Annotated in this window: 21 protein-coding genes; 14 read left to right on the forward strand and 7 right to left on the reverse strand. The window is 30.5% G+C overall.

Features of this window, described 5'->3' with window-relative positions; translation table 11 throughout:
* Positions 1–7 precede the first annotated feature (7 nt).
* The 10 genes from pal (at position 8) to ELQ11_RS05965 (ending at position 7,266) form a co-directional block, all read left to right on the forward strand.
* Entirely contained in the window at positions 8–505 is a 498-nt protein-coding gene (gene pal, locus ELQ11_RS05920) for a peptidoglycan-associated lipoprotein Pal (protein ID WP_002851617.1), read from the forward strand.
* A gap of 3 nt (positions 506–508) precedes the next feature.
* Positions 509–1,456: a tetratricopeptide repeat protein gene (locus ELQ11_RS05925; RefSeq protein WP_070276136.1), complete on the forward strand. Its 948-nt coding sequence runs from the start codon at positions 509–511 to the stop codon at positions 1,454–1,456.
* A 14-nt stretch (positions 1,457–1,470) separates the two neighbouring features.
* Positions 1,471–2,034 (forward strand): peptidylprolyl isomerase, encoded by a 564-nt coding sequence (locus tag ELQ11_RS05930; RefSeq protein ID WP_070233950.1) that lies wholly within the window; start codon positions 1,471–1,473, stop codon positions 2,032–2,034.
* A gap of 47 nt (positions 2,035–2,081) precedes the next feature.
* Complete coding sequence (locus ELQ11_RS05935; protein WP_230099754.1) at positions 2,082–2,954, forward strand: ACP S-malonyltransferase; 873 nt, start codon at positions 2,082–2,084, stop codon at positions 2,952–2,954.
* Positions 2,951–3,640, forward strand: a complete 690-nt coding sequence (pfs, locus tag ELQ11_RS05940) for an aminodeoxyfutalosine nucleosidase (RefSeq protein WP_002859787.1) — start codon at positions 2,951–2,953, stop codon at positions 3,638–3,640. Before ELQ11_RS05935 ends, pfs begins: the two co-directional genes overlap by 4 nt.
* Positions 3,637–4,392: a tRNA 2-thiocytidine(32) synthetase TtcA gene (locus ELQ11_RS05945; protein WP_002860947.1), complete on the forward strand. Its 756-nt coding sequence runs from the start codon at positions 3,637–3,639 to the stop codon at positions 4,390–4,392. The genes pfs and ELQ11_RS05945 overlap by 4 nt, the downstream gene beginning before the upstream one ends.
* A 4-nt stretch (positions 4,393–4,396) precedes the next feature.
* Positions 4,397–4,918, forward strand: a complete 522-nt coding sequence (locus tag ELQ11_RS05950) for a cysteine hydrolase family protein (protein ID WP_002785057.1) — start codon at positions 4,397–4,399, stop codon at positions 4,916–4,918.
* Positions 4,918–5,532: a recombination protein RecO gene (gene recO, locus ELQ11_RS05955; protein ID WP_002851895.1), complete on the forward strand. Its 615-nt coding sequence runs from the start codon at positions 4,918–4,920 to the stop codon at positions 5,530–5,532. The genes ELQ11_RS05950 and recO overlap by 1 nt, the downstream gene beginning before the upstream one ends.
* A complete protein-coding gene (gene ybeY / locus ELQ11_RS05960; RefSeq protein WP_002871111.1) occupies positions 5,529–5,936 on the forward strand; it encodes an rRNA maturation RNase YbeY in 408 nt (135 codons plus the stop codon). Before recO ends, ybeY begins: the two co-directional genes overlap by 4 nt.
* A gap of 127 nt (positions 5,937–6,063) precedes the next feature.
* Positions 6,064–7,266, forward strand: a complete 1,203-nt coding sequence (locus tag ELQ11_RS05965) for a hypothetical protein (RefSeq protein ID WP_134225197.1) — start codon at positions 6,064–6,066, stop codon at positions 7,264–7,266.
* A 24-nt stretch (positions 7,267–7,290) separates the two neighbouring features.
* Here the strand turns inward: ELQ11_RS05965 and ELQ11_RS05970 are convergent, their stop codons facing one another.
* Genes ELQ11_RS05970 through bamA form a run of 7 tightly spaced genes read right to left on the reverse strand, consistent with a single transcriptional unit; the run spans position 7,291 to position 13,807 of the window.
* Positions 7,291–8,217 (reverse strand): tRNA-dihydrouridine synthase, encoded by a 927-nt coding sequence (locus ELQ11_RS05970; RefSeq protein ID WP_134225198.1) that lies wholly within the window; start codon positions 8,215–8,217, stop codon positions 7,291–7,293.
* Complete coding sequence (locus tag ELQ11_RS05975) at positions 8,214–9,200, reverse strand: hypothetical protein (protein WP_002877207.1); 987 nt, start codon at positions 9,198–9,200, stop codon at positions 8,214–8,216. The genes ELQ11_RS05970 and ELQ11_RS05975 overlap by 4 nt, the downstream gene beginning before the upstream one ends.
* A complete protein-coding gene (gene dksA / locus ELQ11_RS05980) occupies positions 9,190–9,552 on the reverse strand; it encodes a molecular chaperone DnaK suppressor DksA (RefSeq protein ID WP_002870403.1) in 363 nt (120 codons plus the stop codon). Before dksA ends, ELQ11_RS05975 begins: the two co-directional genes overlap by 11 nt.
* 11 nt (positions 9,553–9,563) lie before the next feature.
* The gene (locus tag ELQ11_RS05985) at positions 9,564–10,013 is read right to left on the reverse strand and encodes a 23S rRNA (pseudouridine(1915)-N(3))-methyltransferase RlmH (RefSeq protein ID WP_171824247.1); all 450 of its coding nucleotides are present in this window, start codon (positions 10,011–10,013) and stop codon (positions 9,564–9,566) included.
* Between the two features lies 1 nt (position 10,014).
* A complete protein-coding gene (gene accD, locus ELQ11_RS05990) occupies positions 10,015–10,857 on the reverse strand; it encodes an acetyl-CoA carboxylase, carboxyltransferase subunit beta (RefSeq protein WP_002877210.1) in 843 nt (280 codons plus the stop codon).
* 8 nt (positions 10,858–10,865) lie between these two features.
* The gene (locus tag ELQ11_RS05995) at positions 10,866–11,588 is read right to left on the reverse strand and encodes an inositol monophosphatase family protein (protein WP_002870405.1); all 723 of its coding nucleotides are present in this window, start codon (positions 11,586–11,588) and stop codon (positions 10,866–10,868) included.
* Entirely contained in the window at positions 11,588–13,807 is a 2,220-nt protein-coding gene (gene bamA, locus ELQ11_RS06000) for an outer membrane protein assembly factor BamA (RefSeq protein ID WP_070240291.1), read from the reverse strand. Before bamA ends, ELQ11_RS05995 begins: the two co-directional genes overlap by 1 nt.
* A 76-nt stretch (positions 13,808–13,883) precedes the next feature.
* On the opposite strand from bamA, the gene ELQ11_RS06005 reads away from it, so the two are divergent.
* The 4 genes from ELQ11_RS06005 to ELQ11_RS06020 all read left to right on the forward strand — a co-directional run bounded on the left by ELQ11_RS06005 (position 13,884) and on the right by ELQ11_RS06020 (position 17,488).
* Positions 13,884–14,711: a prephenate dehydrogenase gene (locus ELQ11_RS06005; protein ID WP_002860956.1), complete on the forward strand. Its 828-nt coding sequence runs from the start codon at positions 13,884–13,886 to the stop codon at positions 14,709–14,711.
* Between the two features lie 79 nt (positions 14,712–14,790).
* Entirely contained in the window at positions 14,791–16,164 is a 1,374-nt protein-coding gene (locus ELQ11_RS06010) for a M23 family metallopeptidase (protein WP_134225199.1), read from the forward strand.
* Complete coding sequence (gene lpxC, locus ELQ11_RS06015; protein ID WP_002859351.1) at positions 16,164–17,048, forward strand: UDP-3-O-acyl-N-acetylglucosamine deacetylase; 885 nt, start codon at positions 16,164–16,166, stop codon at positions 17,046–17,048. Before ELQ11_RS06010 ends, lpxC begins: the two co-directional genes overlap by 1 nt.
* A gap of 38 nt (positions 17,049–17,086) precedes the next feature.
* Positions 17,087–17,488, forward strand: coding sequence for a tRNA (adenosine(37)-N6)-threonylcarbamoyltransferase complex dimerization subunit type 1 TsaB (locus ELQ11_RS06020; protein WP_032599159.1), 402 nt, complete (start codon positions 17,087–17,089; stop codon positions 17,486–17,488).
* The last annotated feature ends 1 nt before the right edge of the window (position 17,489 follow it).

Below are 17,489 nucleotides of genomic sequence, written 5' to 3' on the forward strand. Positions count from 1 at the left end.
GTCATAAATGAAAAAAATTCTTTTTACTTCAATTGCAGCTCTTGCAGTTGTTATTAGTGGTTGTAGCACAAAAAGCACTAGCGTAAGCGGTGATAGTAGTGTTGATTCAAATCGTGGTTCAGGTGGAAGTGATGGTTGGGATATTGATTCAAAAATTTCTCAACTTAATGATACTTTAAATAAAGTATATTTTGATTTTGATAAATTCAACATTCGTCCTGATATGCAAAATGTTGTAAGCACGAATGCTAATATCTTTAACACTGAAGTAAGCGGTGTAAGTATTACTGTTGAAGGAAACTGCGATGAGTGGGGAACTGATGAATATAACCAAGCTCTAGGTTTAAAAAGAGCAAAAGCTGTAAAAGAAGCTTTAATCGCTAAAGGTGTAAATGCTGATAGAATTGCTGTTAAAAGCTATGGAGAAACAAATCCTGTGTGCACTGAAAAAACTAAAGCTTGCGATGCGCAAAACAGACGTGCTGAATTTAAATTATCAAGATAATTAATGAAAAAAATATTCACAGTAGCTCTTCTTGGAGCTACTTTACTTTATGCAGAAAGCTCAGCTTTTGGCGCAGGAGATATAACAAGCAATTCTTCTTATGGTTTAACTTCAAATGAAAAATTATTTAAAGAAAAGTTAGATAATTTAAATAATGAAAATATACAAACAAATGCTAGAATTAATGAAATTAACGAAAGAATCGAGGGTTTACAAAGCACTTTAGAAGGTATAAATTCTCAATATGCTAAATCAAATTCTAGATTAAGTCAAGTTGAAGAGAATAATCAAAATATTGAAAATAATTTTACTAGTGAAATTCAAAAATTAAAGGCTTATGTTGAAGAAAGTAGAAAAATTCAAGAAGCTAATAATAAGCAAGTAAAAAAAGTTTTAGCCGAACTTAGTTCTTTAGTAGATGCTATTAATGCAAATTATGTTTCTAAAAACGAATTAAATGATGCAAATTTAAGCGTTAAAGCTACTACACCTAGTGTTGTTGTTTCAACTACAGATTCAAACAGTACTATTGAAAACAATAATGCTCAAAATACCCAAGATGATAAAGTAAAACAAATTGATGAATCTTGGAAAAAGAAAAAAAATAATGAAATTTTAGAATTAGCGATAAAAGATGTTGATAAAAATGCTTTTGAAGATTCCAAAGCAAAATTAAATTTTCTCATAACAAAGCAGTATAAACCCGCAAGAGCAAATTTTTGGTTAGGGGAGATCGAGTATAAACAAAAAAATTATAACAATGCTATTGTTTATTATAAAAAAAGTTCTTCTTTGAGTACAAAAGGGGATTATTTCCCAAAACTTTTATATCATACTGCCATTTCATTGGATAAAACAGGTGATACAAAAACAGCAAATGGTTTTTATAAAGCTTTAAAAACTAATTATCCAAATTCACCCGAAGCAAAAGCTTCACCCAATAGAAAATAAATTAAGGAGATAAAATGGCTATAGAAAAAAATAGTGTAGTTTCAATGTTTTATGAGTTAAAAGACGCAAATACAAATGAAGTTTTAGAATCAAATTTATATTCTCAACCTATTTCTTTTATTTTAGGCAAAGGTCAGATTTTAGAAAGCTTAGAAGAAGAAGTGATGAAGCTTGATTGTCCTAGCAATGCTGATGTGGTAATTAAAAAAGAAAAAGGTTTAGGCGAATATGATGAAAATGCCGTTCAAACTTTACCAAAAGAGCAATTTGCAGGTATTGATTTAAAGGTAGGTATGGAGCTTTTTGGCGAAGGTGAAAATGGCGAAACTGTTCGTGTAACTGTAAAAGAAATTAGTGAAAATGATGTGACAATTGATTATAATCACCCTTATGCGGGTCGTGATTTGCTTTTTTCTTTAAATATCGTAGATGCTAGAGCTGCAAGTGAAGATGAAATTCTTACAGGTATTATCGCAGGAAGTCATAGTTGTGGTTGTGGAAGCGGACATGGACACGATCATAATCACGGACACGGTGGCGGCGGTTGCTGTGGTGGTGGCGGTTGCGGTTGTCATTAATGAAGACCGCGTTTATATTTCCAGGTCAAGGCTCACAAAGTCTTGGCATGGGAAAAGATTTTTATGAAAACTCTATAAAAGCCAAAGAACTCCTTCAAAACGCAAGTGATTTTTGTAAGATTGATTTTAAACATTTGCTTTTTGAAGAAAACGAAAAACTCAATCAAAGTGAATTTACTCAACCCGCCATCGTTTTAAATTCCTTAATGGCTTATAGTGTTTTACTTGAAAAAAAACCTGATTTAAGTTCGAAATTTGCTTTAGGGCATTCTTTGGGAGAATTTTCAGCCTTAGCTGTCAATGGTGCTTTTGATTTTTTAGAGGCTCTTTCTTTGGTCAATAAAAGAGGGCTTTTTATGCAAGAAGATTGTGTAAAAGTTGAAGCGGGTATGATGGTTGTTTTAGGGCTTGATGATGAAAAGGTTGAAGAGCTTTGTCAAAAAGCACAAAAAGAAAACAAGCAAATTTTCGCTGCAAATTATAACTGCGATGGACAAATCGTTGTAGCAGGTTTAAAACCTGATTTAGCAAGTTATGAAAGTGTATTTAAAGAAGCAGGAGCTAAAAGAGCTATGCTTTTAAATATGAGCGTGGCAAGTCATTGTCCTCTTTTGGAAAATGCTTCAGCTAAGCTTTGTGTGGAGCTTGAAAAGGTGTTAAAACCAAATTTTAAAGCCGTAATTTCTAATGCAAATGCCAAAATTTATACAAGCAAAGAAGAAGCCCTTGAGCTTTTAAAAGCACAACTTATCTCTCCTGTGCTTTATAAACAAAGCATTAAGGCATGTGAAAATGAAGTAGATTATTTCATAGAATTTGGCGCAAGTGTGCTTAAGGGTTTGAATAAAAAAATCACTTCAAAAGAAACTTATGCTTTAACAAATATGAATGATATTGATGAATTTTTAAAGGTTATATGATGAAAATAGCAATTTTAGGAGCCATGAGTGAAGAAATCACTCCTTTGCTTGAAACACTTAAAGATTATACAAAAATAGAACACGCTAATAATACTTATTATTTTGCAAAGTATAAAAATCATGAACTTGTTTTAGCGTATTCTAAAATCGGCAAGGTAAATTCTACTCTTAGTGCTAGTGTGATGATAGAAAAATTTGGCGCACAAGCTTTGCTTTTTACAGGAGTTGCAGGTGCTTTTAATCCTGAACTTGAAATTGGTGATTTGCTTTACGCAACAAAATTAGCTCAATACGATCTTGATATTACCGCTTTTGGGCATCCTTTGGGTTTTGTTCCAGGTAATGAAATTTTTATCAAAACCGATGAGAAATTAAACAATCTTGCTTTAGAAGTTGCTAAGGAATTAAATATCAAACTTCGTGCAGGTATTATTGCAACGGGTGATGAGTTTATTTGCGATGAAGCAAAAAAAGCAAAAATTAGAGAAATTTTCAATGCGGATGCTTGTGAAATGGAAGGCGCAAGTGTGGCTTTGGTTTGTGATGCTTTAAAGGTGCCTTGTTTTATCTTAAGAGCTATGAGTGATAAAGCAGGGGAAAAGGCTGAATTTGATTTTGATGAATTTGTGATCAATTCAGCTAAAATTTCAGCCAATTTTGTGCTTAAAATGTGCGAGAAATTATGATAAATCTTAGCAAAAAACTCATACGCCAAGTTGCACAAGCTAATGCTAAATTTGGACTTATTAAAGATGGAGATAGGGTTCTTTTAGGGCTTAGTGGCGGGAAAGATTCTTTGGCTTTAGCCCATCTTTTAAATCGTATGCAAGCTCATGCTCCTTTTAAATTTGAACTTGAAGCGGTAACTTTGAGTTATGGCATGGGCGAGGATTATTCTCATCTTCATGCACATTGTGAAGAACACGGCATTAAACATAGCGTGCTTGATTCAAATATTTATGAAGTTTCAGGTGATACCATAAGAGAAAATTCAAGTTTTTGTAGTTATTTTTCGAGAATGCGTCGTGGAGCTTTATATACTTACGCTCTTGAAAAAGGTTTTAACAAGCTTGCTATAGCCCATCATTTAGATGATGCAGCAGAAAGCTTTTTTATGAATTTTATTCATAATGGAGCTTTAAGAACCTTAGCGCCTATTTATCAAAGCAAACGCGGTGTAATTGTGATACGCCCTTTGATTTTTGTGCGAGAAAGACAGCTTAGGGATAATGCTACACAAAATGAACTTAGCGTGATAGGAAATGAATTTTGTCCTGGTATGAAACTCAGCGAAAAAAATGTAAAATTCCCCCACGCTAGAGAAGAAGCTAAACAGCTTTTAGCAAATTTAGAAAAAGATCATCCTAAGCTTTTTACAAGTTTAAAAACCGCTTTTGCCAATTTACACACGGAGAGTTTTTGGCTTCAAAAGGCATAAAAGCATGAAAAAAGCTTTTGTTTTAGTGGATTATCAAAATGATTTTATTGATGGAAGTTTAGGTTTTGATAAGGCTTTAAAAATCAAAGAAAATATTCTTAAAGCCTTAAATCAAATCGATTTTAATAACACGCATTTGCTTTTAACCTATGATACGCATGATGAGCATTATCTACAAAGTAAAGAAGGTTTAAATTTACCTGTAAAACATTGTATTAAAGAGAGTTTGGGTTGGCAAATGCCAAAGGAATTTGAACCTTTTTTACAAAAAGCTCATAAAATTTTTTATAAAAATACTTTTGGTAGCTTAGAACTAGCTAATTTCATACAAAAAAGCGATTATGAAGAACTTCATTTTGCAGGGCTTGTTTCTCATATTTGTGTGTTTTGTAATATCATTTTAGCTTTTGGCGCTAAGCCTAATGCAAGGATAATTTTACACCAAAATTTAAGTGCAAGTTTTGATGAAAATTTAGAAAAATCCGCTTTTGATATACTTAGGGCTTATGGTATTGAAATTGTTTAATGCAAGGCTTTATACTTCATACTCAAAAAGTTAAAGATGAGGATTTGATCGTTTATATTTTAAGTCCTAAAATGCTTATTAAGGCTTATCGTTTTTATGGACTTAGACATTCTAGTATTTTAAGCGGCTATAAAATCGACTTTGCTTTAGAAGAAAATCCTAGTTTCTTACCAAGACTTAAAGATGTATTGCATTTGGGATTTTTATGGATTATGCAAAGGGATAAAATGCTTATTTGGCAAGAATTTATCCGTCTTTTATATAGACACTTAAAAGATGTGGAAGAGCTTGATAGTTTTTATTTTGATTTACTTGATGAGTGTGTGAAAAGGTTTGAAAAACAAAATCCAAAGCGTGTTATTGTTGATGCTTATTTAAAAATTTTGGAATTTGAAGGAAGATTGCATAAAGATTTTTTTTGTTTCGCCTGTGATGAGAAAATTCAAAATTCCATTACATTACTAAGGGCTTTTTTACCTTCGCATTCTCAATGTGCTTTAGGATTTGAGTTTGAAGAGAAAAAACTAAAACAATTTTATAGCAGTAAAAATTGTGCGATTTTTGATGATGAAGAAATAGAAAATTTATATCATTTGATTAAGGAAGGTTTATGATATTAAGTGATGAAAAATGTGATTTTTTAGAATCTATAGCAAGTTTTTTAAGTCCTAAAGATGTGGAGCTTGTCTTTGTGGATAGTAAAGAAATGCAAGAAATTAACTTAGAGCAAAGAAAACAAGATAAAACCACTGATGTGCTTTCTTTTCCGCTTGAAAATATCGATGAGAGTTTGCCTTTGGGTTCTGTTGTGATCAATGTGGATTTGGCAAAAGAGAAGGCTAAAGAGTTAGGGCATAGCTATGAAGAAGAAATAAGCTTGCTTTTTATCCACGCTATGCTTCATTTGTTAGGTTTTGATCATGAAAATGATAATGGAGAAATGAGAGAAAAAGAGAAAGAACTTATAGAGCATTTTAATTTGCCTAAAAGTTTGATTATAAGGACTTTAAAAGATTAAGTAAGAATTTTTTCTTCGAGTGTTAGAAGGTTTTATATTATATATTTTAAATTATGAGTAGATATTTTAAGAAAAAATCATTTTTGCCGATTTATCTTAATAAATTTTATTTACAAGGAAGGCAAAAATGATTAATGGTATAAATTCTTATTCGAGCTGCAATTACACAAATACTTTTAGTAATACTACTTCAAATACAAAATCATCTAATGCCATAGCAAATAATAACCTTGTAAGTGATAAATCACAAGCAGTAGATAAAATTTTAGGCTATGGCGTAGATAAAGAGGGCTTTTTTACAAGTGATTTCAACGAAGCAGCAGGCTTGCCAAAAGATTATAAGATTTATGCAGATGGTTTAAATAATTTTGTAAATAACTTTATTAAAAGACAACCTTTTTACTCTCAAATAGACATTGCTAAAACAATAGGAAATGCTTATAACTCTTTTTCTTCTTTTGTTAAAGATAAGGGATTAGGAGAAAGCTTTCAAGAACAGGATTTAAAAAATCTATCCCAAAAAGATGGGGTAAATTATTGGCAAGAATTACAAAGCGATAATGCTTTCATTTGGAAGCTTACTGATGAAAATATAGCAGATTTGGGTTCTAATAAATATCAAATACATGATAACAAAATATCTAAAGGTGGTGCTTTAATTGCGTTTTTTATAAATAATCTTAGCACAATTAAAGGACAAACAACCTTACTGGGTAAATTAGCTGGACTTAATAGCGATACGGACAACAATGAAATAAAAGAATTTTTGTCCTTTATGAATAAAAATCCTTTAAAATATTCCTACGAGCAAGATGGCTGGGGCAATCCTATGGGAGATAGTTTATCAATATGGAATTATATAAATAGAGCTAAAAATTTAGGAGATGATAAACTAATAAAAACTATTGAGAATTTAGGAGATGAATACAATAAGCTTATTAATTCTAATATGAGCCTAGAAGAATTTAAAACCAAATATCTTGATTTTAAACAAAGACACGATGAGTTTGTAAAATCACTAGAAGAAGCAGAAAAGGCAAAAGGTGTAGATTATAGCAATCCTTTAAAAAATACAAATAACAAAGAAACTTCAGAAGAAGGCAAAGAAAAGCCTTTTAAACCTATACAAGCAGAAAGTAAAAACAAAGAAACTTACAAAGATGATAATATAAGAAACCAACTTGTAAAAAAACTATTAGAAGGTAAATTTAGCACTAGTAAAGAATTAGAAATTCTTTTTGGTGTGAAATTTAGTGATGATGATGCAGGAGAATTTAATAAAATTCTTTCTTTAAATTCTGCACCAAAAAGTATAGATATTAAGGCTTAAGGTTTTTTAAATTATAAAAATCGATCAAGTTAAACTAAAAAATTCTTCTATTTTTTTTCGCATTTTTTCTGTATTGTCGATACGATTGACTTCATCTCTAAAGGCTGAAGCGTCTTTATGCCCTTTAGAATACTCGTGTAAATGCTTGCGAAATATACTTACACCTTGATCTTTGTAGTGTTTTATCATTTCATCAAAATGAGTGAGTATGATTTCTTTTTTGAGTTTTTCATCTACGCTTTTACCGCTTTTGATTTCATAAAATATCCAAGGATTTCCTACGCTTGCACGCCCTATCATGAGTCCATCACATTTTGTGATTTTATAAACTTCTTTAGCATTTTGTGCGTTAATATCACCATTTGCAATCACAGGAATACTAACGCTTGCTTTAGCATTGGCAATGGATTCATAATCGGCTTTTCCGCTATAAAGCTGTATTCTTGTGCGTCCGTGGATGCTTACAAAATCCACCCCCAAGCTTTCACAAATTTTAGCCATTTTTTCAGGATATTTTTCATTAAATCCTAGTCGAAATTTCACACTTGTAAGGCTTTTTTTATTGTTTTCTTTAATTACTCCTACAAGATTTTTAAAAAGCTCTAAATTTTCTAGCAAAGCACTGCCAGCGCATTGTTTAACAACTTTATTTACAGGGCAACCGCAATTAAAATCAATCCCATCTACAAAATCCATTTCATTTAGCATTTGCACTGCTTTTTTTAGCACTTCTTTATCTCCACCTGCAATTTGGACTATATAAGGATTTTCTAATTCAGCTCTTTCTAGCATATGTAGAGTTTTAGAACTTTCATAAACTAAGGCATTAGAACTTATCATTTCGCTTATGGTAATATCAGCACCAAATTTTTTTACTACATTACGAAAAGGCAGATCTGAAAAACCTGCCATAGGAGCTAAAAATAAAGGTTTTTTGCTAAAATCTATCATTGTATGAGTTGGTTTAGATTGATTTTGATATTTTTTTCACGCAAGGCTAAAAAGGCCTTAAAATCATTAAATTTCTTATCATCATTGTGAATTTGCTCTCTTAACTCATCTAAAAGTCCAAATTCAGCTAAAAGATATAAATGTGCTCTTAAAGCTTCGCTTTTTTCATTTTTAATTTTGTTAAAAATTCCTAAAATAGCATCAGGATTTAAAAGTTTAGTACTTAGTTTTGCTGCGTTAAGATAGTCTTTTTCGCTTAGTATATTGTGTGAAAGTAAAACTTCGTATTCTGCTGCACTAAGTTCTAAATTTCCTTCTTTAAAACGCTTGATAAGTGTGAGAACTTCAGAAGGCTTTTTAGGGATTTTTACATTTTTAATTTGTTCATAACTAGCTTTTTCTATAAGAGTATTAAAAGCAATTTCTTCAAATTCATCTTTGATTTCATTAAGGTTTTTAAGTTTGCTATAGGCATAATTTGCATCGTTTTTGAGATGATTTTTTTCATTTTGCAAATATAAAACATTGTTATTTTCGAGTTTAAATTTACTAAGGTTAAAAAATTCGTTTTTATTTAAACCATCAATAAGATCTAAAATTTCATTGATTTTATTTGAGTGTGGAATTTTTTCATGTGTTTTTAGGGTTTTAAAAAGTTGTGCCACAGCTCTAAATTCTTTTGTTTGAAAAGTGGTTTTAAGATCTTTTTCAAGGAGCAAATCTTGAGTATAAGCTTCAAATTTAGCTGCATCTTTAAAAAAATGCTTAAATTTTAAATAACGCAAAAATCCATAAAATGCTATGTGCAAAACGGCTAAAATCATATAAACAAATAAAGGAATAACAAGCCATATCATAATAGGTAGTTCAAAGGTATAAGTACTGATATTTAGAGTATAGCTTCCTAGTTCTAGATGCCAAGCAAAGGCAAAAATAAGTGCTATATAAATAAAACTTGCAAGTAAAAAGAGTTTAATTTTCATGTTTTTTTCCTTGTTCTGCAATTTGACGGCAAGTGATACAATATCTTGCGTGAGGTTTGACTTTTAGTCTTTGAGAGTCGATTTCATCATCGCAAGATTCGCAAATTCCATAAGTGCCGTTTTTGATTTTATCTAAAGAATTTTCGATTTCTATAAGTTCTTCTTTGAGATTGGTGCTGATAGTAAAGTCAATTTGAGAGCCTGTTTCTATGATAGAAAAATCTACACTATCGCTTGGGACGCTATTGTGAAGAGCTTCGATTTCATTTGAATTGCTTTGCAAATTTTCTAAGATGGTTTTTTTTCTTTCTTCTAAAATATTTTTGAAATTTTGTATTTCATTTTTTTTCATTTTAAAACTTTCTATTTGTGATAAGGGTGATTGTTGTTGATGCAAAATGCACGATAAATTTGTTCTAAAAGTAAGGTTTTAACAAATTGATGTGCTAAAGTAAGTTTGCTTAATGATAGTCTAAAATCCAAACTTTGATTAAATTCTTCTCTTAAACCATAAGCACCACCTATAAAAAAACTTAATTCATTTTTATCTTGGATGAGTTTTGCAAATTCTATACTTGTAAGTTCTTTCCCTTTTTCATCAAGAGCGATACAATAGCCTTTTTTATAAGGCATAAAAGCTTCTTCATAGCTTTTTTTTGCTTCTATGGCATTTAAATTTTGAGCTAAGGCTATTTTTTTATTAAAAACATTTATTTCTTTTAAAGTGGAGTATTTAGAAATAAGTTTAGAGTATTTCTCACTCCAAGTTTTAAATTCATCACTTTTTTGAATACAAAAGATATTAACTTGCAAATTATTTTCCACTGAAAAATTTTAGCACATCGCTAAGATATTGTTTTTGTTCTCCTCTTTCAACTATGGCATCTATAAGTCCATGTTCTAACAAGAACTCTGCTTTTTGAAAGCCTTCAGGTAAATCTGCTCCTATAGTTTGTTTAATAACTCTTGCACCAGCAAAACCGACTAAAGCTTCAGGTTCAGCGATGATTAAATCTCCAAGCCAAGCAAAAGAAGCACTTACTCCGCCCATAGTAGGATCAGTTAAAATGCTAATATAAGGAAGTTTTTCTTTGCTAAGAAGTTTAAGTGCGGCGCTAGTTTTGCTCATTTGCATCAAAGAATAAGTACTTTCTTGCATTCTAGCTCCACCGCTTGCACTTACGATGACAAGAGGGGTTTTGCTTGTGATGGCTCTTTGTACAGCTCTAACGATTTTTTCTCCTTCAACAGAACCTAAAGATCCGCCCATAAAAGAAAAATCAAATACAACAAGTTGGGTTTTTAAACCATTGATTTCACATTCTCCACTAATAACAGAACTTTTTCTACCTGTTTTACTTTCACCTTCGCTAAGGCGTTTTTTATAGGATTTGCTATCAACAAATTTTAAAGGATCTATAGCCTCTAAATTTGCATCATACTCAATAAAACTGCCTTCATCGCTTAAAAGTTTAATACGTTCATCAGCTGAAATTCTCATGTGATAATTACATTTAGGGCAAACATTAAAACAAGATTCTATTTCTTTATAATACATCAAAGCATGACAACTTTGGCATTTTACCCAGTGATTTGGAGCTTCTTTAACGCTAGGTTGTTGTCTTCTTATTTTTGAAAAAATATCTGCAAAATTCATATATTCACCTAATTATTTTTTAAAAATTTTAAGATTATATCAAAAATTTTCTTGTCTTGGCTTAGGAGAAGGAAATTTTCATTTTTTTCTATATATAAATTTTGATGAATTGTTAAAGCAGCTACTGTATCAAAAATTCGTGTTTTTCCAAGAATTAATACAAAACTAAAATACGAAGCATAAGCGAGACTTAAGGCTGTTGCGCCCAAAGAGCGAAATTTTAATTGATTTTTTGTTAAAAAATCGAGAAGTTCTGGATAAAGTGAAATTTTTTCAACTATACCTATTTTAGAAAATAGATTAGGTGTTAAGGGTGAGTATTTTGGATCGGAAAGATTAGATTTAAAAGCTTGATTGTTATTAAAAGCAAAAATTTCTTGACTGACAAGATTGCAAACAAAAGCGCTTTTTGCCTGATCTTTTTCTATGAGAGCTATAGAAGTTCCATAAAATGGTATTTTAGAAACAAAATTTGAACTTCCATCCAAAGGATCAAGAATCATTTGTTTTGGGTTATCTTTCCCGATCAAGCCACTTTCTTCAGAAAAAATTTGCCCAAAACAACTAAGGTATTTTATGAAAATTTGTTCACATTTTAAGTCAAGCTCATAGCCTTGATTTTTATCATAGCCTAATTTAGAGCAAAGTTTAAGATCATTTTGTGGGATATTGTTTAGATACTTGCGTATTTGCAAATTTGCATTCAAGCAAGCATCTAAAAATTCTTTCATTAAAAGCGTGTTCCAAGATTAAATTCAAAACTATTAGTATCATCACCTTTTTTATCATTAAGAGGTTTGGCAAATACAAGCTGTAAAGGCCCAATTGGTGTAATCCATTCAATGCCTATACCTGTACTCATTCTTTTTATTTCATCTAAATTTTTACGCCCTATCATACCATAATCAAAAAACACGCTACCACGAAGTTTGATTCTATCAATCAAAGGGAAGCTAAGTTCTACGGAATTGGCAAAAGCTATGGTTCCACCTACTTCATCTCCCCATTGGTTTTTAGGACTTACCGTTCTGCTTTCAAAACCGCGTATCGATCTAATACCACCTAAATAAATTCTTTGATTAATTGGCAAATAGCCTTCATCCCATACTTTATAAAAACTCGCTTTATAGCGATAAATAAGATCATATCCTATATAGTCTTGTAAACCTTGATAAAAGTTAAATTTAGAGCTTGATGAAATAAATTCTTGATCTCCGCCAAGTCCAGCGTATTCTAAACTGGTTGAAGCAATGATACCTGATCGTGGCAGATAATAATCATCTGTATTGTTAAAGGTGATTGCTGGAGTTATAGAGCTTTTAATACTTTTACCAAGTTCATATCCTGTTCTTAAAAGAGTTGGACTTAAGTGATAAATATCGCTTTGTTCAAGATTATAAGTTAAGCTTACATTATAGTATCTTGCAAATTGGCGTCCAACTGTTATATCAAAGCCGTAATTTTTTTCTGAATAATTATCCCATTCATAGTCATTTGAATAAAGTGTTCCACCTAGGCTATATTGACTATCAAGAACGCGTGGATTTATGAGACTAATCCTTCCTGATAAGGTATCATCGCTTTTATCTACGCTTACAGAGCTTTTTATTCCTGAACCAAAGATATTTGTATCTGATAAAGAAGCATTAAGTAAAATACCATCGCTTGATCCATAGCCAATGCCTCCAGAAATAGCTCCTGTAGAAGCTTCTTTAACATCAACAATCAAATCAATATGTGTATCATCAACTTTTTCTTCTTTGATATTTACATCGTCAAAATAAGAAGTTCTTTTTAAAGCATTTTTTGACTCGCTTAAGTCTGTTCTATTGTATAAATTACCTTCTGTTATATATAATTCTCGGCGTATGACGCGATCTACAGTACGTGAATTTCCTGAAATAATAACATTTCTTATATAAACTTTATCGTGAGGGATTACTTTAAATACAACGGTGGCTTCTTGAGTTTGATCATTTTTTTGAATATCAGGATAGACTTCTACAAACGCATAACCTAAATCAGCACTTTGTGTTTCTATGGTTTTAACATCTTTTCTAATGTCTTCAATATTGATAGTTTTGCCAGCGCTTGATCTTAAATCTTTTACGGTTTGTGCATTTTGTTTATCATCAAATAAAGGATTTTCTATGTTTATACTTTTAATTTTATAAGGCTTTCCTTCTTTGATAAAATAAGTCAAATTTGCTTGATAAGTATCTGTGTAGGTTTTAAGATAAGGAGGAGATACTTGAACATCTAAATATCCTTTTTTCATGTACTCATCAGCAATTCTTGAACTATCGTTACTAAGTTCAAAAACTTTTAATTTTCCATCATTGCGTCCCCACATCCATCCCATAAATTCTTTTTCTTTATTGACAATTGAAGGTTCTATATCAGAATATGAAAATTTCTTTGCTCCACTTAAATGAACATTATCAATAATGATATTTTCACCACGATTTACTATAAATTCAAGCTCTAGTCCATCAGTATTTTCTAAAGTCTTTTTTTTGTATTCTACAATAGTATCAAAATAACTTTTTGCTTCATAATAAGCTTTAATGCGTTCAATAGCTTCTTTTATACTTCCTTCATCAAGTAGCGTACCTCTTTTAATCCCTAAAATACTTTCAACTTGTTTTCTATCATTTGAAGCTATACCTGTGATAGTAACCTTTGCTATAGTTGGTTTTTCAGTAACTATAATTTCCAAAATTCCATTGTTGTTTTCTACTGCAATATTTTCGAAATAATTTTGTTTATAAAGATTAAGAATAGCAGTGTTGATTTTTGCAGGATTTATTTCTTCTCCTATTTTAAGCCCTGTAATATTTATGGCACTTGTATTTGATAAGTGGTTTAATCCGATAAATTTAATATCCTTAATGGTTGCTGCATTGGCTATAGCAACTAAAGCACAAATACTAATAAGATGTTTTTTCATTGATTTTTTACCTAAAGCTTTATTAAAAGCTGTATAATAGCAAAAAAAATTTAACAAAAAAACTAAGGTAGAAAGTATGAAAATAGCAATTATAGGGCTTGGGCTTATGGGTGGATCTTTAGGGCTTTGTTTGAAAGAAAATAAGCTTATTTCTTGTGTTTATGGTATGGATTTAAGTAAAGAAAATGAAAAAGATGCCCTGCGATTAGGTCTTATTCATGAGCTTATAGAATTTAAAGATTTAGCTTTATGTGATATGATTTTTGTCGCAACTCCTGTTAATGCTATTATAGAAATTTTGCAAAAGTTAGTTGATTTGCCTTCTAATGTAACAATTATAGAGCTTGGAAGTACAAAAAGAAAAATTATAGAAAGTTTGCCTAAGAATTTAATCAAACAAACTCTTTTTGCTCATCCTATGACAGGAACTGAAAATTCAGGTCCAAAAGCGGCTTTTAAAGAGCTTTATAAAGATGCAGTTTGTGTTCTTTGCGATAGTGAAATAGCTGATGATTTGCATCAAAAAAGAGCAGTAGAAATTTTTTCTCATTTAGGGATGAAAATTGTTTTTATGGATAGTAAAGCCCATGATCATCATGCTGCTATTATTTCTCATTTGCCTCATGTTATAAGTTTTTCTTTGGCTAATTTTGTAATGAAAGAAGAGGATAAAAGAAATATTGTTCATTTGGCTGGAGGATCTTTTAAAGGTATGAGCAGAATTGCCAAATCATCACCACAAATGTGGGAAAGTATTTTTTTACAAAATAAAGATAACTTATTAAGTTCTATTGATTTTTTTCAACAAGAATTAGAGAGATGTAAACAAATGATACAATTAGATAAAAACGATGAATTAAGAGAATGGATGAAACAGGCTAATACTCTAAGAGAAATTTTATAAATTTGCTAGATATTTACTGAAAATATAATAGAATTTATACTAAAAACAACAAAAACATCGAAAATTTTTAAGGAAGGTTATGGCAAAAAGAAAAGGCAAAACTTATTTATCTGTTTTAATTTTAGTTTTAATAGCAATTTTGATTTTTTTTATTTCAAGATTAAGTATTTTTGAAAAAAATCCTCCTCAAATTTTAATGCCAGATGTTGTATATACTGATCTTAAAAAACCTATTTTAGTGCATGTTAAAGATGATGAAAGTTCTATCAAAAATGTACAAATTATATTGCATAAAGACGACAATACTAGTGCAATGGTTATAGCAGATGAAAAGATTTCTAATTTAAAAGATATTACCTTACAAGTTGCTTTGCCAAAATTTAGTTACAAAGAAAATGTAAAATCTTTTGTTTTGGAGGTGATAGCTAAAGATTCTAGTTTTTGGAATTTTTTTAGTGGTAATGAAGCAAGAAAACAAATTGCGGTATTAGTAGATAATACGGCTCCAAAAATCAATATCATAAGCAATTCTTACCAAATCGAGCAAGGCGGTGCTGGGGCTGTTGTTTTCAAGGCCGATGATGCTAATTTAGATAAGGTATATATAGAGACAAATAAAGGTAAAATTTTTAAAGCTACGCCTTATATAAAAGAAGGGTATTATGCAGCTTTAATTGCTTGGGATGCAAGAGATGAGGAATTTCGTGCATTTGTTATCGCTACGGATAAAGCGGGAAATATTTCAAAAGAACGTATAAGGTATTATTTTGTTAATCGTAAATATCGTGTTTCAAATATCAATCTAACGGATAAATTTTTAGATGGAAAGATTGAGAATTTAGCAAATCAATACGCTCCAAAAGATAATAATTTCAATCGTTATGAAAAATTTAAGTTTGTCAATGAAACTTTAAGAAATAGTAATGAAAAACTTATCCATGAAATCACTTCAAAAGTACCTGAGGAAAAAATTGATAATTTTGATTTGAATTTATTTTTACCTCTTAAAAATGGTATGAAAGTAGCGGATTTTGCTGATCATAGGTATTATTCTTATAATGGGCAATTTGTGAGTGATTCTTATCATATGGGGCTTGATCTAGCAAGCGTAGCACAAGCTCCTATCATAAGTAATAACGCGGGCAAGGTTGTTTTTGCTGCTGAAAATGGAATTTATGGTTTAAATTTAATTGTTTATCATGGTTTTGGTGTTTATAGTCTTTACGGGCACTGTTCTTCTAAAAATGTTGATTTAGATGAAATGATTAATAAACAAAGTATTATAGGCAAAACAGGAACAAGTGGTTTGGCCTTAGGTGATCATTTGCATTTTGGAGTTTTGGTTCAAGGAGTTGAAACGCGTCCTGAACAATGGCAAGATAAAAAATGGATAGAAAATAATATTTACAATATTTTAAATGATGGTAAAAAGATAATTTTAGGAAAAAATTAATGAAACAATTAACTTTAGCAAAAACTGTCAAAGGCGTAGGTATAGGACTTCATAAGGGTGAACCTATAGAAATTACTTTAGAGCCTTTAGAAGCAAATAGTGGTATAGTATTTTTTAGAAGCGATCTTAATGCAAGCTATAAGGCAAGTCCTGAAAATGTGATCAATACTCAAATGGCAACTGTTTTAGGAGATGATCGTGGATTTATTTCTACAATAGAGCATTTAATGAGTGCGATTAATGCTTATGGAATCGATAATGTACGCATAGTTTTAAATGCAAATGAAGCTCCTGTTATGGATGGATCAAGTATTAGTTTTTGTATGATGCTTGATGAAGCAGGGGTAAAAGAACTTGATGCGCCTAAAAAAATTATGGTAATTAAAAAGCCTATAGAAGTAAGAGATGGTAATAAATTTGTGCGTTTAACTCCTACTAAAGAACCCCGTATTAATTACACAATTAAATTTGACAATGCTGTTATAGGTGAACAAAGTTACAATTTTGAATTTAGCAAAAAAAATTATATAGAAAACATAGCAAGGGCTAGAACTTTTGGTTTTTTAAAAGATGTTCAAGCTCTTAGGAGTATGAATTTAGCACTAGGTGGAAGTTTAGAAAATACTATAGTGGTAGATGAAAATCGTATTTTAAATCCTGAGGGTTTGCGTTTCAAAGATGAGTTTGTAAGACATAAAATTTTAGATGCAATTGGAGATTTAACTTTACTTGGATATCGTGTTTTTGGAGATTATACTTCATATGCTGGGAGTCATCATTTAAATCATTTGCTTACTAAAGAAGTTTTAAAAGATAAAGATGCTTATGAAATTGTAAGCCTTGAAAAAACAACCCAAAAAGCTTATGAAAAGGTATTTGCATAAAAATCTCTCTTTTGCTTAATGCTTTATCTAAGCCTTTAATGATCGGAATTTATCAAGATGATGAACTTATAAAAACTTATAAAAGTGAAGAAAAAGCAAGCGAATTTTTACCAAAAATTTTAGATGAATTGCTTAAAGAATATGATTTTACAAGTTTAATTTATGCTAATGGTCCAGGTTCTTATATGGGGATTAAAATTTCTTATGTAAGTTTGAGTACTTTAAGTATAGTAAAAAATATTCCTTTATTTGCGGTGAGTGCTTTTGAATTAAATGGCTATAAACCCATAAGTGCAAATAAAAATTTTTGTTTTGTATATAAGGAAGGTGAAATTTGTTTAGAGCAAAATATCCCAGCAGAGTTTTTTTTACCAAAAAATTTACAAGAGCTTAAACTAAATAATGATAATCTTCCCTTTTATTTTTTAGATGCAATTTAGG

It is taken from the genome of Campylobacter sp. US50a (assembly GCF_004379015.1).
Classification (GTDB): domain Bacteria; phylum Campylobacterota; class Campylobacteria; order Campylobacterales; family Campylobacteraceae; genus Campylobacter_D; species Campylobacter_D jejuni.

Excerpts from the sequence above, each read along its gene's own strand:
- pal (WP_002851617.1), top strand. The coding sequence starts at position 8 with ATGAAAAAAATTCTTTTTACTTCAATTGCAGCTCTTGCAGTTGTTATT.
- ELQ11_RS05925 (WP_070276136.1), top strand. The coding sequence starts at position 509 with ATGAAAAAAATATTCACAGTAGCTCTTCTTGGAGCTACTTTACTTTAT.
- ELQ11_RS05930 (WP_070233950.1), top strand. The coding sequence starts at position 1,471 with ATGGCTATAGAAAAAAATAGTGTAGTTTCAATGTTTTATGAGTTAAAA.
- ELQ11_RS05935 (WP_230099754.1), top strand. The coding sequence starts at position 2,082 with ATGGGAAAAGATTTTTATGAAAACTCTATAAAAGCCAAAGAACTCCTT.
- pfs (WP_002859787.1), top strand. The coding sequence starts at position 2,951 with ATGATGAAAATAGCAATTTTAGGAGCCATGAGTGAAGAAATCACTCCT.
- ELQ11_RS05945 (WP_002860947.1), top strand. The coding sequence starts at position 3,637 with ATGATAAATCTTAGCAAAAAACTCATACGCCAAGTTGCACAAGCTAAT.
- ELQ11_RS05950 (WP_002785057.1), top strand. The coding sequence starts at position 4,397 with ATGAAAAAAGCTTTTGTTTTAGTGGATTATCAAAATGATTTTATTGAT.
- recO (WP_002851895.1), top strand. The coding sequence starts at position 4,918 with ATGCAAGGCTTTATACTTCATACTCAAAAAGTTAAAGATGAGGATTTG.
- ybeY (WP_002871111.1), top strand. The coding sequence starts at position 5,529 with ATGATATTAAGTGATGAAAAATGTGATTTTTTAGAATCTATAGCAAGT.
- ELQ11_RS05965 (WP_134225197.1), top strand. The coding sequence starts at position 6,064 with ATGATTAATGGTATAAATTCTTATTCGAGCTGCAATTACACAAATACT.
- ELQ11_RS05970 (WP_134225198.1), bottom strand. The coding sequence starts at position 8,217 with ATGATAGATTTTAGCAAAAAACCTTTATTTTTAGCTCCTATGGCAGGT.
- ELQ11_RS05975 (WP_002877207.1), bottom strand. The coding sequence starts at position 9,200 with ATGAAAATTAAACTCTTTTTACTTGCAAGTTTTATTTATATAGCACTT.
- dksA (WP_002870403.1), bottom strand. The coding sequence starts at position 9,552 with ATGAAAAAAAATGAAATACAAAATTTCAAAAATATTTTAGAAGAAAGA.
- accD (WP_002877210.1), bottom strand. The coding sequence starts at position 10,857 with ATGAATTTTGCAGATATTTTTTCAAAAATAAGAAGACAACAACCTAGC.
- ELQ11_RS05995 (WP_002870405.1), bottom strand. The coding sequence starts at position 11,588 with ATGAAAGAATTTTTAGATGCTTGCTTGAATGCAAATTTGCAAATACGC.
- bamA (WP_070240291.1), bottom strand. The coding sequence starts at position 13,807 with ATGAAAAAACATCTTATTAGTATTTGTGCTTTAGTTGCTATAGCCAAT.
- ELQ11_RS06005 (WP_002860956.1), top strand. The coding sequence starts at position 13,884 with ATGAAAATAGCAATTATAGGGCTTGGGCTTATGGGTGGATCTTTAGGG.
- ELQ11_RS06010 (WP_134225199.1), top strand. The coding sequence starts at position 14,791 with ATGGCAAAAAGAAAAGGCAAAACTTATTTATCTGTTTTAATTTTAGTT.
- lpxC (WP_002859351.1), top strand. The coding sequence starts at position 16,164 with ATGAAACAATTAACTTTAGCAAAAACTGTCAAAGGCGTAGGTATAGGA.
- ELQ11_RS06020 (WP_032599159.1), top strand. The coding sequence starts at position 17,087 with ATGATCGGAATTTATCAAGATGATGAACTTATAAAAACTTATAAAAGT.